This window comes from Paenibacillus sp. F411 (genome assembly GCF_017582705.1).
Lineage (GTDB): Bacteria > Bacillota > Bacilli > Paenibacillales > Paenibacillaceae > Paenibacillus_AQ > Paenibacillus_AQ algicola.
Genome location: NZ_JAGFIP010000010.1, coordinates 14,428 through 27,457, shown reverse-complemented (window position 1 = coordinate 27,457; position 13,030 = coordinate 14,428). Strand labels below are relative to the sequence as shown.

Genomic DNA, 13,030 nt, shown 5'->3' with positions numbered 1-13,030 from the left:
TTGCAGAGCAAAGCGCAGCAGGCCCAGGACGATCGCGTTACTTCATCAGCTTGTTAATCGTCACCAGCAGCTCAGGGATGACCTCTTCGTCTCCCTCCTGGATGCGCTCCATAACACAGCTCTTCATATGATGCTCCAGCAGCAGCTTTCCCACACCGTTCAGCGCGGATTGGACCGAAGCGATCTGGTTCAGCACATCATCACAGTACGTATCCCTTTCAATCAGGCCCTTCACACCGCGAATCTGGCCTTCAATCCGGTTCAGGCGGCTGATGAGATTGCTTTTGATTTTATCGGAATGATGGCTCTTCCGTTCCCCGTCTACGACGCACTCCTCATGAAGATGATTCTCTGCAGACATATCTCTTGTCCCCCGTTCTTCGCAAGCTTGCTTTCTAAGCTCCAGCTAGGTCCCTGCCCTGAGGCAAGGCCCATCTGATCATACAGCTATTGTAACACATAGCCCCCCACCCTATCCATGCTAAAAAAATTGTTTTCCGCTTCATTTCCCCCTTGCAAGCGGATACAGAGTATAATATGATACTGCCATACTTGTATGGTAGTATGGCAGAACCTCGGGAGGTGAATGTACATTATGGTATCCATACCGCCGTCACAGTCTTTTCAAACGATGCTATCGGCCGAGAATTCCTCAGCCGGCAGTGTGGTCTACACCTCGCTGAAGGGGCAGATTCTGAGCCTGGAGCTGCCGCCAGGCACCCTGCTGTCCGAGAAGGAGATGTCTACGGCATATCAGGTCAGCCGCACCCCGGTGCGGGAAAGCTTTGTCCGTCTGGCTCAGGAAGGGCTGCTGGTCGTCCTGCCCCAGCGCGGTACCCGCGTCTCCCTGATCGATCCGGAGCTGGTGGAAGAAGCCCGTTTCATGCGAGAGCAGCTGGAGCGTGCTGTGATCGCCCTTGCCTGCGAGAGCTTCCCGGAGGAGCTGCTGGCCGAGCTGGAGTCTAATCTGGCGCAGCAGAAGCACAGTGTCTTCCAGCAGGACGGCAGAATGATGTTCCAGCTCGACGAGGAATTTCACCGCATCCTGTTTGCCGGCTGCAGGAAGCTCGGCACGTGGAACGTCATTCAGCAGATGAATGCCCATCTCAACCGGAGCCGCATGCTGTGGCTGTCCGAGGATCCGGACTGGGCTTCCTTGTATGAACAGCACCGGGAGATGGTACAAGCCATCCGGCAGCAGGACGGCAAGAGGGCCGATGCGCTGATGAAGCAGCACTTGAGCCTGATCATCTCCAACCTGTCCGTGCTGCAGCAGAGGCATCCGGATTATTTCAAGCCCCCCAGGATCTGAACGAGAGCGGCTGCAAGCTCAATTCGTTAGGCCCTACATTCATTGACTAGAAAGGCGGTATGCAAGATGCGTATGGTATTTCGCTGGTTTGGCGAAGGAAATGACACGGTTACGCTGGAGCAGATCCGGCAAATTCCGGGCGTGGAAGGAATCGTCTGGGCGCTGCACGATATTCCGGCCGGTGAAGCATGGCCGATGGAGCGGATCATCGAGGTTCGGGATCAGGCGCTCCGCTATGGGCTGCATGTGGAGGTGGTGGAGAGCGTCAACGTGCATGAGGACATTAAGCTGGGCCTTCCATCCCGTGACCTCTACATCCAGAACTACATAGACAATATCAAGAAGCTGGCGACCGTTGGCGTAAAGGTCATCTGCTACAACTTTATGCCGATATTCGACTGGGCACGGACCGATCTGCATAAGGAAACGGAGGACGGCTCGAACGCTCTCTTTTTCGAAAAAGACAAGATTCACGGCATCGATCCGCTGGAGCTTGTGAGCAGCATTACCCGCAATAGTGCCCTGACGATGCCGGGCTGGGAGCCGGAGCGGCTCTCGCAGCTGACTCAGCTGTTTCAGGCGTACCGCGAGGTTACCGCAGAGGATCTGTGGGATCACCTGGCGTACTTCCTGGAGGCGGTGATTCCGGTCGCTGAGGAGCACGGCATCCGGATGGCCATACATCCCGATGATCCGCCCTGGTCCATCTTCGGCCTGCCCCGCATTATGACAGGAGCAGACAGTGTCCGCCGGCTGCTGAGTCTGGTGGACAGCCCTTCCAACAGTGTCACGATGTGCAGCGGCTCCTTCGGGGCGAACCCGGCTAATGATATCGTGAGCATGATCGGAGAGTTTCATGAGCAGATTCCGTTTGCGCACATCCGAAATGTGAAGGTGTTTGACAACGGCGATTTCATCGAGACGTCTCACCGCACGCAGGACGGCACGGTAGACATCGCCGGCGTCGTGAAGGCTTACCACGAGCACGGCTTTACCGGCTACTGCCGCCCCGATCACGGACGGCATATCTGGGGCGAGCAGTGCAGGCCAGGCTACGGCCTGTATGACCGGGCCCTTGGCATTATGTATTTATGGGGCGTCTGGGATGCGCTGGAGCAGGCCCGTGCCGGAAAGGAGGTCTCCTCATGATGGAGCCTGAAGTATACACACCGCTGCCGAAGCATGACGCTCTAAAGGGCAAGGTCGCGGCAATCACGGGCGGCTCCGGGGTGCTCTGCCGCGCTATGGCGCTGGAGCTGGGCCGTCAAGGCGTCAAGGTCGCCGTGCTCAACCGCACCTTGAGCAAGGGCCAGGCCGTCGCGGACGAGATTGTGGCCGCAGGCGGCATCGCCATCGCGGCCGCCTGCGATGTCACCGACCCGGGCAGCGTAATCCAGGCCGAGCAGGAGGTCCGCAGCCGGCTTGGAGCCTGCGATATTCTGATTAACGGCGCGGGCGGCAATCATAAGGATGCCAATACGACGAATGAGCGGTTCCGGATGGAGGATCTGGATCAGGAGGGCGTAGCGACCTTCTTTGATCTTTCCGTGTCCGGCTTCCGGGACGTGTTCGATCTGAACATGCAGGGGACGCTCATTCCGACGCAAATCTTTGCAAGGCACATGCTGGGACGTTCCGATGCGGTCATCCTGAACGTCTCCTCCATGAGTGCGCCCTCTCCCTTGACCAAGGTGCCGGCCTACAGCGCGGCGAAGGCGGCCATCAACAATTTTACACAGTGGCTTGCTGTGCATCTGGCGGAATCCGGCATTCGGGTCAATGCGATAGCCCCCGGCTTCTTCCTGACCGAGCAGAATCGCCGGCTGCTCACCAATGAAGACGGCTCGCTGACCGATCGCTCCCGCAAGATCCTCGATCACACTCCGATGCGCCGCTTCGGAGTACCCCAGGATCTGCTGGGCACGGTGCTGTGGCTGCTGGATGCGCAGACCTCCGGGTTCGTCACGGGCACGGTCATTCCGGTAGACGGCGGGTTTATGGCCTACTCCGGGGTCTAGCCGATTCCCCAGGCAGGGCGGGTCCCCCAGAATCCACGGATCCTTGAGGAGGCACGGACCGGGTGAATGTCGCACCTTGACTTTAAGGCCGCGGTTATGGCATCTTAGAATCAGCTTTGAAGAACTTGAGTGTCCCATATCACACAGCGATGAAGGGAAAGAGTATTCTGCAGACGTCATTGTCCAAGCGAGCCGGCGGCTGGTGCAAGGTCCGGCACAATGCGGCAGATGAATGGGTCCCTTCGCTTCAAACCGAACGCCTGCATGATTTCATGCGTGCCAGTAGGCTTTGACGGCTCTCCCCCGTTATCCCGGGAGTGGTGGAAGCAAGCCGCAGCCTTTACAGACTGCGAGGCAGCTGTCCACGTGAAGCGCGGCTGCTCGCAGCCGAACGGTGGTGGTACCGCGGAGTCATGCACTTCGTCCCTGAGACTCGGGGCGGAGTGCTTTTTTGTTGTTCTAATTTAGAGGAGGTCTTTATGATGAGCAAAATTATGCTGTCCGGCATCAAGCCCAGCGGTGATCTGAACATTGGCGGCTACAGCGGGGCATTGAGCCAGTTTGTAGCGCTGCAGCACGACTATGATTGTTATTTTTTCATTCCTGATCTGCATGCCATTACGGTGTACCAGGACCCCAAAGAGCTGCATCAGCGCTCCCGGGACGTTGCAGCCCTGTATGTCGCGGCTGGCGTAGACCCGAACAAAGCGGTTATTTTCCTTCAATCCCAGGTTCGGCAGCATGCCGAGCTGAGCTGGCTGCTGGAAACGCAGGCCCACTTCGGGGAGCTGAGCCGGATGACCCAGTTCAAGGACAAATCCGGCGGCAAGGACACGGTCAGCTCCGGCCTGTTCACCTACCCGGTGCTGATGGCAGCAGATATTTTGCTCTATCAGGCGACACATGTGCCGGTCGGGGATGATCAGAAGCAGCATCTGGAGCTGACGCGGGATCTGGCTGCACGCTTCAATCATAAGTATGCGCCGACGTTCACGCTGCCGGAGCCGGTCATTCAGGAGAGCGGAGCGCGTATTATGGGCCTCGACGACCCTTCCAACAAGATGAGCAAGAGCAATCCGAACCAGGGCAGCTACGTATCCCTGCTTGACGAGCCGTCCGTCATCCGGAAGAAATTCTCCCGTGCGGTTACGGATTCTGATATGAGCGTGCGCTATGACTGGGAGGCGAAGCCGGCGGTCAGCAACCTGATCGAGATCTACTCCGTCTTCTCCGGCGACTCCATCGACGCCATCGAGAAGCGCTATGAAGGTCAGGGCTACGGTACCTTTAAGAAGGAGCTGGCCGAGGCCGTCGTCAGCAAGCTGGAGCCGATCCAGAAGACGTATCATGAGATCGTCCATTCCGAAGAGCTCGACCGCATCTTGAAAAATGGTGCCGAGCGCGCCGCCGAAAAAGCGGAGCAGACCCTGCTCGCCGCGAAGCGCGCCATGGGTTTCGTAACGTTCTAAAGCCTATAGCGGCGCTTTCACAGCCCCCCTCATTATGAATCTGCCACCCTCTTTCCAGGAGGGGCTGGCAGACGTGGTGAGGGGGGCTTTTTGGAATGGAGAGGATAACGTGTATAATGAAGAGCACCAAAAAATGCAGGTTGCGCTCTCTCAAACAGGTTACTATAATAGTGGTAACTTAAATTTTGAACATTAGAAGGACGTGTTTCATTGAATTTTCGTGTATATATGCTTGCTATTGCGGCCTTTGTGGTAGGGATGGTGGAGCTGATCGTCGGCGGCATCCTGAATCTGATCGCAGAGGATCTGAACATTTCGGTCAGCTCGGCAGGCCAGTTCATTACCATCTTCTCGGTCACCTTTGCCATCAGCGGTCCCATTCTCGTCAACCTGACGGCGAAGCTGGAGCGGAAGAAGCTGTATTTGTACATGCTGGCCGTCTTTCTCATCAGCAACGTCATGGTCGCCCTGACCTCAAGCTACGCCGCCATCGTAGCCGCCCGGGCTCTGGCCGCCATGAGCGGCTCGGTCATCGTCGTGCTCTCGGTATCTATGGCCGCCGCCATGGTGCCGGAATCGCATAAAGGGCGCGCGATCGGAATCATCTACATGGGGATCAGCGGCTCGCTGGTGCTCGGCGTGCCCGTAGGGATGATGATCGGCAATGCCTTCGGCTGGCGCGCGCCGTTCATCGTCATTGCGGTGCTGACCCTGCTCTCGATGGGGGGCGTAGCGCTGTTTACTAAGCGTACCGCGCCGAGTCCCGTGGTTCCGCTAAGGCGGCTGCTCGCCTCGCTGAAGGACAGCAAGATCATTAGCGCGCAGCTGATCGGGCTGCTGCTGCTGACAGGGCATCTGACGCTATACGGCTATTTGCAGCCGTTCGTCGACGCCACCTTTCAGATCAGCCCTCAGATGATGAGCGCCGTGTACTTCCTGTTCGGCATCGCCGCCGTGCTCGGCGGCGGCGCGGGCGGATGGATATCCGACCGGCTTGGCACCAAGCGGGCCATTCTGGGCATTACAGCCAGCTTCTCGGTTTCCATGTTTCTGGTGCTCGTAACGTCCCAGACCGCCTTCTGGCTGTTCCTGCCGTTCATGATGCTGTGGAGCGGGCTCAGCTGGTCCATCGCCCCGGCGATGCAGACCTACCTGCTCCAGCTGGCTCCGGATCATGCCGAGACCCAGTTCAGCTTGAACTCGTCAATGACTCATCTTGGCATTGCCGCCGGCTCCATCATCGGCGGTGCAGTCATGGACCACGGCTCCGTCTCCGATAATCCGTGGGTTGGCGGCCTGATTGCGTCGCTAGCCTTCGGCATGGCGCTGTTCTCGTTCAGCCGCCGCACCAAGCCTGCCGCAGAGCGGGAGATGGCGGCTGCGGCTGCCAAGTAAGGATCAGCTGCTGATGGTTGTCCAATAACTCACAAAGGGGCGGTTCCTCAAGATCTTGTTCAAGATCCTGGGAACCGCCCCTTTGTGCCTGCAGCCGCCCTTTAGCTTAATATCGCAGCCGCAGCAGCAGGGATTGAAGCTCCTCATCCTGCAGCATTTCCTCCGGGTACTTGCGGCTGAAGGCCGTCAAGGCCATATCATGATAGAAGAACTCCGCAAATACCTTGACGAACGGCTGCCCCTGCGTCTCAATCGCCTGCCAGCTTCCGTTCTCCACACCGGCAAACAGCAGCTGCCGGGTATCCGTGACGAGCAGCATAAAGCGCTCCAGCTTGTCATGTCCGGCTGACGGCTTCAGCACATACAGCTTGGACAGCGCAGCGCCGGGCGGGTCATCGCCCGTGACGAGAGCCTCCACCCGAACGCCCTCCTGCTCCTTGCGGTTCAGCAGCTCCGTGAATGCAGCGAACTCCTCACTCCACATGGACACCAGCACCGATTCCCGGGCTTCCTGGATCATTTGCCGGCAAAACGCCTGGATCGAGCTGTACGACTTCAAGCTCCATACCTGGCCGTTGGCAGCGCTCTTGGACACGCTGGCCTCCCGCAGCTGCCGGATATCCTCCTCAAACTCCCGCGTAAGCTTGTCGATAACCGCTTCCAGAGGAAGCGAGGCATACGTTCTTTTTTTGCCCGATATGGTATCCATCACGACGCCTTTATCCACCAGCCGGTCCAGCACCTCGTACACCTTGGCCTTGGGCACTCCCGACAGCTTGACAATGCCGGAGGCATCCATGGCCTCCCCTTGCGTCACCAGCGTTTCATATACCTTGCTCTCATACTGCGAGTATCCAAATTGTAATAGCATGGCCCCTCCTTGACTGTTCCTTGTTGCTACCTATGTTACCGAAGCCGTCGACACTTGACCAGCTTTTGTACAGAAGAAAAGGTGATCTACCGGTGCAGACGGTTGAACATGAAACAGAAATTTATGAAACACTGCAGCATTCTGATTCCGCGTGGTCGCTGGCCTTAGTCACACATCATTCACTAAGTTAAAGAAGGTAGCTCTTATTAGTCATTTCTTCCATTCGATATTATCTATATTATGAAATCACAGAAGGAGAGTGTGATGCTAATGAAAATAGGGTTTAGTCCGTTGTCTAAAATTTTCTGTGTAGAGGATAACAGCGTATTGGGAGGATTATTCTAATGATCAAATCCAAGTTCAATTTGCCTATTATTGCATTCATTGCTGTCGTCGTTTTATCCGGATGCGCCTCCACGGGGGACCCCGTGCCAAAGACAAGCGCTCCTGCAAGCAGTACTTCAAATCCCGCAGGAACCTCCAGTACTGCATTACCTTCTTCGGCGTACCCTGTATCCATTGAGAACTGTGGACGTACACTGACGTTCGATGCGGCTCCAGAGCGGGTAGTAAGCCTGTGGCAGGCGCCCACCGAGATGATGCTCGCCCTTGGTCTGGAAGACCGCATCACTGCTGTAGCCGGCAACTATGCCGCCTACCCCGACAGCATCGCCAAAACCGCCGCGGCACTCCCCTTGATCGGCAATTCCATGAGCTGGCCCTCAAAAGAGGTTCTACTCAGTCAAGCCCCCGATCTCGTAGTCGGCCAGTCTCTGGAGGGCTTCGCCTTTGATACCTCGCAGGGCTATGCTTCGGTGGAACAGATTGAAGAGGGCGGCTCCCAGGTCTACGGGTCCAACTTATGTAGCTCATCAGATGCTCTCAATATGACGCTTGAGACACCGTACCGCACCCTGCGGGATTTCGGAATCGTATTCGGGGTTTCGGACCGGGCGGAAGACTTCATCACCCAAATGGAAGAAAAGAAGCAGAAGGTCATCAGCGCTGTGAAGGGCTTGCCCACACAGCGAGTAGCGTTTTATAACGGGGGCGATGGACCGCTGATCGTGCTCGCTGGCGGGATATACGACGACGCAATCGCAACAGCTGGCGGAGAGAACGTGTTCCCAGCGGACTCCGTCTATGTCAGTAAAGAGGAATTTGCAGCGTCCAATGCTGACGTAATTCTTGTCGGCACCTTTGAGGGTCAGGATTTCGCGACCCTCAGCAATTACCTCATAACTCATTTTCCCGACCTGCCTGCTGTGAAGAATGGCAAACTTGTGGAGATTCACGTCGCTGACACTGACGCATCCATCTCAGTGATGAGAGGGCTTACTGAGATCGCAAATGGCATCCATTCCGACTTGAATCTCGAGGTACCTGCGTCGTGACCCTCATGTCAATCTTAGCCCAGCCCACGAACGGTACTGTTCGACGGCGGAACTCCATCGTTGTCTTGATCATTGCATGCGCCATCGCTGTGATTATCTCTGTATCCACGGGATCAGTCCCGATCGCACCCAACCGGGTATTGTCGGTGATTGCTGAGCGTATCCTGCCTTGGAGCATCTCCACTACCGCAACGGATGTAGAGACACGAATCATTTGGGAGTTCCGGCTACCGCGTGCTCTGCTTGGGTTCATCGTCGGAGCCTCTCTCGCCGTTGCCGGTGCGGTACTTCAGTCATTGGTACGCAATCCGCTCGCCGATCCTTTTGTGTTCGGAATTTCCTCCGGCGCGTCCGTCACAGCGGTTGCGACGCTCACACTAGGTATCGGGGTTATGTCCACTGTCACCGTCCCCATCGCGGCCTTTGGTGGCGCTCTTGCTGCCACCTTGACCGTATTCTTGCTCGCGCAAAGAAGAGGTCGTGTCACGCCGGGACGATTGATATTGGCAGGCGTGGCAATGTCATACCTGCTCAGCTCCGTCACCAGCTACCTCGTCCTGCGTGCAAGCGCACCCGGCCAAGGCGTGAGCCAGGTGCTCTCCTGGCTCTCCGGAAGCCTAGCGGCCGCGGACTGGGGCGACCTGGGTATCCCTGCTCTAGTTCTCGGTGTCGCTACCTTGGTTCTCGTGCTGCTGTCCAGGATACTCAATGCCCTCCTCATTGGCGATGAGACCGCTGCGAGTCTCGGCGTCGATGTCGGGCATTTCCGGCTGGTGATGTTTGTTATCACCTCGCTTCTCGTCGGCGTCGTCGTTGCGGTAAGTGGCGCAATTGGTTTCGTCGGTCTCGTGGTTCCGCATGCCGTCCGGATGTTCGTGGGCTCAGACCACAGGTGGGTCTTGCCTATATCTGCTCTAGCCGGCGGGCTGCTGCTCGTCGTGGTCGATATCGCAGCACGACTGATCATTGCCCCATCTGAACTGCCAGTCGGGCTGCTCACCGCCGCCATCGGTGCACCGTTCTTTCTTTGGATGCTGAAGCGATCCAGCAGAGGAGAAGCATGAGCACTCAAGGCGGTATGAAAGCCGCTGCACTCTACGTCGACAAGATCACGGTCGAAATCGCGGGACGCACGATCGTCGAAGACATCTCTTTATCCGCCGAAAGAAACGTCGTCGGACTCATCGGTCCTAATGGCAGCGGAAAATCGACGGTATTGCGTGCCATTTACCGCATGCTTCGTCCTGCCTCCGGACGGGTGATGGCAGCAGATCGTGACGTCTGGGAGTTACGTCCGCGAGAGGCGGCCCGCGTGACAGCAGCCGTCGTGCAGGACGGACCTAGCGATCTCGAACTCACAGTAGCGGAGTGTGTCGCAACAGGACGCATTGCCCACGGCCCCCTCTTCGGGACTTCCAACAAGCCGGATGACATGCTCGCGATTGAAAGAGCGATGAGGCGGGCCGGTGTCAACGATCTGGCAAGTCGAGACATGAGTTCGCTGTCCGGTGGAGAGCGACAGAGAGTTCAGCTGGCTCGTGCCCTCGCACAAGAGCCGCGCATTCTCGTGCTCGATGAGCCGACCAACCACCTGGACATTCGTCACCAGCTCGAACTGATGACACTTGTTCGAACACTGGGGGTGACGACGCTGGTGACCCTTCACGATCTCAATCTGGCCGCAGCATACTGCGACCGCCTCGTCATCCTTTCCAAAGGTCAGGTGGTCGCCTCAGGAACGCCTAGCGAAACCTTGACACCGGATTTGCTACATAAGGTCTTTGGGATCCGGGCTCAAAGCTTCACCAATCCACTTACCGGACGCATGCAGCTGGCCTACGGTCACGAAACGGAGCGGAAATCATGACAGCAACAGAAAACACCGAACCAGCCCAGGAACCCACGGTCAATCTGCAGGCCATTCTGATCATCCGGCGGACCAAGCTGCAGGACCGCTCATCGGACGGCGCGCGACCACTCATTGGTCGATGCATCATCTGCTAGCAGAATATACGCCGCAACCACCGCTGGAGCTGGGACTGCAGACCAAGCCGGACTGGAATCCTCTCGACCCCATATGAACTAATACTCCACTCAAATACATCAATAGAATGGATAAGTGGACAGAGTGGCATCATATTTTGGACCTAACTGCCCTTAAGCCTCTTTATTGTCTGTATCGCAGCTAAATATTACCGGCGTTGGAAGGAGATAAGTGATCACGAGGTGAGCAGATTTTCACAATACAAACAAAGCCTTCATCATGACCAAAACAAGAGGGAAGCGTCAATGATTTACATGGAGGGTGGGCCAGATCCGTACGGATTTAAAGGATTACGTTACTTCCATAAAAACAAAAAAGACACCGTAGCGGTGTCTTCTCAGTGTAGTGTGCGCCTGCTTGAACCCTTAAGCCGGCAAATGCTCCCGGCAGAAGCGCGTCAGCTCTTCTTCCTCCTCCGGCTCCATATCGAAATCGAGATACTGATCACTGACCCGCTCATAAAAATCATACTTTACAATCCGGTCCTCATCCTCCAGATAAATGGCGCGCAGGTATACCCCTTGCTCCCGGTACAGCTCGTCATCCTCCGGAACGTTCAGATCCAGCACAAATTCATAGCGCTTCCCGCTCAAAATTCCGAATGGATCTTTAATGTATTCCGCTGTGTATTCAATAATTTCCAGCATGCTCTCATCCTTCCCTCTCGTCAACGTCCGTTATGCTTCATTATACACGTTTTGGCGCTGCCCCAGCCATGTCTGCAGCAACGCACCGCACAAACAGGCCCCCCGCTTCCCGGGAGGCCTGTTCAATCGCTGACTCATCACAGCCGCTTTAGTTCATCTTGATGTCCAGCAGCTCGTATTTAATAATGCCCACCGGAGCCGTAACGTGAACGATGCTTCCGACTTCCTTGCCCATCAGCTCTTTGCCGAGCGGGCTTTCATAGGAAATCTTGTTGTTCACTACGTCCGCCTCCGCCGGTCCAACGATCTGGTACTCTACCTTCTCGTTGAACTCCAGATCGTTCAGGACGGCGATCGCCCCGACGCTGACCCGGTTCAAATCCATTTTGCCGGCATCCACCACACGCGCTTTGCGGAGCATTTTCTCCAGCACAAGAATCCGGGTTTCCATAAAGGCCTGGTCATCCTTCGCGGAATGATACTCGCTGTTCTCCTTCAAATCGCCATAGCTGATAGCAACCTTCAGGCGCTCGGCCAGCTCCTTGCGCTTGACCTCCTTCAAATATTGAAGCTCCTCTTCCAGCTTCGCAAATCCTTCGGCGGTCACAATAACTTCTTCCTCATTGGCCATATCGCTTCAGCTCCCTTGATTCTATAAATTCATACGCAGCATATTGCCGCGCCTTACTGTGCCTTGATCTGCTTGCTGCGCAGCTGGCCGCAGGCGGCATCAATATCGGTGCCATGCTCCAGACGTACACTGACACTAATGCCCTGCTTCTTCAGCGTGTCATAAAATCCCGTAATATCGTCCGGAGTGCTTCGCTGATACTGACTGTGCTCATCCACCGGATTGTATGGAATGAGGTTTACGTTCGCCGTATGGCGGCGCGGTCCCACCAGCTCAGCCAGCTCCAGGGCATGCTCCTTCTGATCATTGACACCTTTAAGGAGAATATACTCCAGGGTAATGCGGCGGTTGCTCTTCTCCAGGTAGTAATCCACGGCCGGCATCAGCTCTTCCAGCGGATAGGCGCGGTTAATCTTCATAATTCGGGTACGAAGCTCATTGTTCGGCGCATGCAGCGAAAGCGCAAGGTTCACGTGCAGGTCGCTGTCGGCAAACTCCCTGATTTTAGGAGCCAGTCCGCTGGTCGATACCGTAATATGGCGCGGGCCGATTGCGAGCCCCTTGTGATCCTTGATGACCTTAATAAAATTCGACATATGCTGAAAGTTGTCAAACGGCTCTCCAATGCCCATCACGACAATATGGCTGACCCGCTCCTCCCGTCCCGCTGCATCCAGGTACAGCTGCACCTTCATCACCTGCTCAACAATTTCGCCGCTTGTCAAATCCCGGCTCTTCTTGAGCAGTCCACTGGCACAAAAGCTGCAGCCGATATTGCAGCCCACCTGGGTTGTCACACAGACCGATAATCCGAATTTATGGCGCATGAGCACCGTTTCAATCAGATTGCCGTCTGTCAGCTTCAGCAGAAATTTCACGGTTCCGTCAACCGATTCCTGCTTCGTATGCTCGGCCAGCGTCAAAATAGAAAAGCTCTCCCGCAGCAGCGCTGCCGTCTCCGGATGTACGTCCGCCATGTGATCAAAGGAGGTCACGCGCTCCCGGTACAGCGCATGCCAGACGGCCGCCGCGCGCGACGGCTTCTGTCCGTGAGCCTCCAGCCAGCTCTTCAGCTGCTCTAAGGTTAATCCATAAATGGATGGTGTATTCATTTCTGTTTCCTTTCTATGACATCCGTTGTCCAGATTCCTCTCCCATTGTCCCAAAATTCCATCTATAACACAAGGGGAGTTACAGGAAAGAAGCCTGTAGGCAAGCCTAAGAGACACTTTTCTTAACAGAAACCCTC

General features: G+C 56.1%; 14 protein-coding genes and 1 other annotated feature. Of the genes, 9 read left to right on the top strand and 5 right to left on the bottom strand.

The window, feature by feature from the left end:
* Positions 1-37: 37 nt before the first annotated feature.
* Complete coding sequence (locus JJQ72_RS11735; RefSeq protein ID WP_138227385.1) at positions 38-361, bottom strand: metal-sensitive transcriptional regulator; 324 nt, start codon at positions 359-361, stop codon at positions 38-40.
* A gap of 234 nt (positions 362-595) precedes the next feature.
* On the opposite strand from JJQ72_RS11735, the gene JJQ72_RS11730 reads away from it, so the two are divergent.
* From JJQ72_RS11730 to JJQ72_RS11705, 5 genes are all read left to right on the top strand, one after another.
* Positions 596-1,312: a GntR family transcriptional regulator gene (locus JJQ72_RS11730; RefSeq protein WP_243896041.1), complete on the top strand. Its 717-nt coding sequence runs from the start codon at positions 596-598 to the stop codon at positions 1,310-1,312.
* A 66-nt stretch (positions 1,313-1,378) separates the two neighbouring features.
* Complete coding sequence (gene uxuA, locus JJQ72_RS11725; RefSeq protein ID WP_138227386.1) at positions 1,379-2,461, top strand: mannonate dehydratase; 1,083 nt, start codon at positions 1,379-1,381, stop codon at positions 2,459-2,461.
* On the top strand, positions 2,458-3,330 hold the full coding sequence (locus JJQ72_RS11720; protein ID WP_138227387.1) for an SDR family oxidoreductase: 873 nt from the start codon (positions 2,458-2,460) through the stop codon (positions 3,328-3,330). Before uxuA ends, JJQ72_RS11720 begins: the two co-directional genes overlap by 4 nt.
* A 140-nt stretch (positions 3,331-3,470) precedes the next feature.
* Positions 3,471-3,761, top strand: a binding site (T-box leader).
* Between the two features lie 48 nt (positions 3,762-3,809).
* Positions 3,810-4,799, top strand: coding sequence for a tryptophan--tRNA ligase (gene trpS, locus JJQ72_RS11710; RefSeq protein WP_233281076.1), 990 nt, complete (start codon positions 3,810-3,812; stop codon positions 4,797-4,799).
* Between the two features lie 210 nt (positions 4,800-5,009).
* A complete protein-coding gene (locus tag JJQ72_RS11705) occupies positions 5,010-6,194 on the top strand; it encodes an MFS transporter (RefSeq protein ID WP_208203787.1) in 1,185 nt (394 codons plus the stop codon).
* Positions 6,195-6,300: 106 nt separating this feature from the next.
* Here JJQ72_RS11705 and JJQ72_RS11700 read toward each other — a convergent pair whose 3' ends face one another.
* Complete coding sequence (locus JJQ72_RS11700; protein ID WP_138227390.1) at positions 6,301-7,065, bottom strand: TrmB family transcriptional regulator; 765 nt, start codon at positions 7,063-7,065, stop codon at positions 6,301-6,303.
* Positions 7,066-7,409: 344 nt separating this feature from the next.
* Here JJQ72_RS11700 and JJQ72_RS11695 point away from each other — a divergent pair, with 344 nt between their 5' ends.
* The 4 genes from JJQ72_RS11695 to JJQ72_RS11680 all read left to right on the top strand — a co-directional run bounded on the left by JJQ72_RS11695 (position 7,410) and on the right by JJQ72_RS11680 (position 10,463).
* The gene (locus JJQ72_RS11695; protein ID WP_138227391.1) at positions 7,410-8,459 is read left to right on the top strand and encodes an ABC transporter substrate-binding protein; all 1,050 of its coding nucleotides are present in this window, start codon (positions 7,410-7,412) and stop codon (positions 8,457-8,459) included.
* 65 nt (positions 8,460-8,524) lie between these two features.
* Complete coding sequence (locus JJQ72_RS11690) at positions 8,525-9,523, top strand: FecCD family ABC transporter permease (RefSeq protein ID WP_233281077.1); 999 nt, start codon at positions 8,525-8,527, stop codon at positions 9,521-9,523.
* On the top strand, positions 9,520-10,326 hold the full coding sequence (locus JJQ72_RS11685) for an ABC transporter ATP-binding protein (RefSeq protein WP_208203786.1): 807 nt from the start codon (positions 9,520-9,522) through the stop codon (positions 10,324-10,326). The genes JJQ72_RS11690 and JJQ72_RS11685 overlap by 4 nt, the downstream gene beginning before the upstream one ends.
* On the top strand, positions 10,323-10,463 hold the full coding sequence (locus JJQ72_RS11680) for a hypothetical protein (protein ID WP_175415371.1): 141 nt from the start codon (positions 10,323-10,325) through the stop codon (positions 10,461-10,463). Before JJQ72_RS11685 ends, JJQ72_RS11680 begins: the two co-directional genes overlap by 4 nt.
* A 405-nt stretch (positions 10,464-10,868) precedes the next feature.
* Here JJQ72_RS11680 and JJQ72_RS11675 read toward each other — a convergent pair whose 3' ends face one another.
* The 3 genes from JJQ72_RS11675 to rlmN all read right to left on the bottom strand — a co-directional run bounded on the left by JJQ72_RS11675 (position 10,869) and on the right by rlmN (position 12,893).
* Complete coding sequence (locus tag JJQ72_RS11675) at positions 10,869-11,150, bottom strand: DUF6509 family protein (protein ID WP_208203785.1); 282 nt, start codon at positions 11,148-11,150, stop codon at positions 10,869-10,871.
* A 148-nt stretch (positions 11,151-11,298) separates the two neighbouring features.
* On the bottom strand, positions 11,299-11,781 hold the full coding sequence (greA, locus tag JJQ72_RS11670) for a transcription elongation factor GreA (protein ID WP_138227395.1): 483 nt from the start codon (positions 11,779-11,781) through the stop codon (positions 11,299-11,301).
* Positions 11,782-11,834: 53 nt separating this feature from the next.
* Positions 11,835-12,893: a dual-specificity RNA methyltransferase RlmN gene (gene rlmN / locus JJQ72_RS11665; protein ID WP_208203784.1), complete on the bottom strand. Its 1,059-nt coding sequence runs from the start codon at positions 12,891-12,893 to the stop codon at positions 11,835-11,837.
* Positions 12,894-13,030 lie beyond the last annotated feature (137 nt).

Coding starts and splice junctions, on each gene's coding strand:
- JJQ72_RS11735 (WP_138227385.1), bottom strand. CDS start 361: ATGTCTGCAGAGAATCATCTTCATGAGGAGTGCGTCGTAGACGGGGAA.
- JJQ72_RS11730 (WP_243896041.1), top strand. CDS start 596: ATGGTATCCATACCGCCGTCACAGTCTTTTCAAACGATGCTATCGGCC.
- uxuA (WP_138227386.1), top strand. CDS start 1,379: ATGCGTATGGTATTTCGCTGGTTTGGCGAAGGAAATGACACGGTTACG.
- JJQ72_RS11720 (WP_138227387.1), top strand. CDS start 2,458: ATGATGGAGCCTGAAGTATACACACCGCTGCCGAAGCATGACGCTCTA.
- trpS (WP_233281076.1), top strand. CDS start 3,810: ATGATGAGCAAAATTATGCTGTCCGGCATCAAGCCCAGCGGTGATCTG.
- JJQ72_RS11700 (WP_138227390.1), bottom strand. CDS start 7,065: ATGCTATTACAATTTGGATACTCGCAGTATGAGAGCAAGGTATATGAA.
- JJQ72_RS11695 (WP_138227391.1), top strand. CDS start 7,410: ATGATCAAATCCAAGTTCAATTTGCCTATTATTGCATTCATTGCTGTC.
- JJQ72_RS11685 (WP_208203786.1), top strand. CDS start 9,520: ATGAGCACTCAAGGCGGTATGAAAGCCGCTGCACTCTACGTCGACAAG.
- JJQ72_RS11680 (WP_175415371.1), top strand. CDS start 10,323: ATGACAGCAACAGAAAACACCGAACCAGCCCAGGAACCCACGGTCAAT.
- JJQ72_RS11675 (WP_208203785.1), bottom strand. CDS start 11,150: ATGCTGGAAATTATTGAATACACAGCGGAATACATTAAAGATCCATTC.
- greA (WP_138227395.1), bottom strand. CDS start 11,781: ATGGCCAATGAGGAAGAAGTTATTGTGACCGCCGAAGGATTTGCGAAG.
- rlmN (WP_208203784.1), bottom strand. CDS start 12,893: ATGAATACACCATCCATTTATGGATTAACCTTAGAGCAGCTGAAGAGC.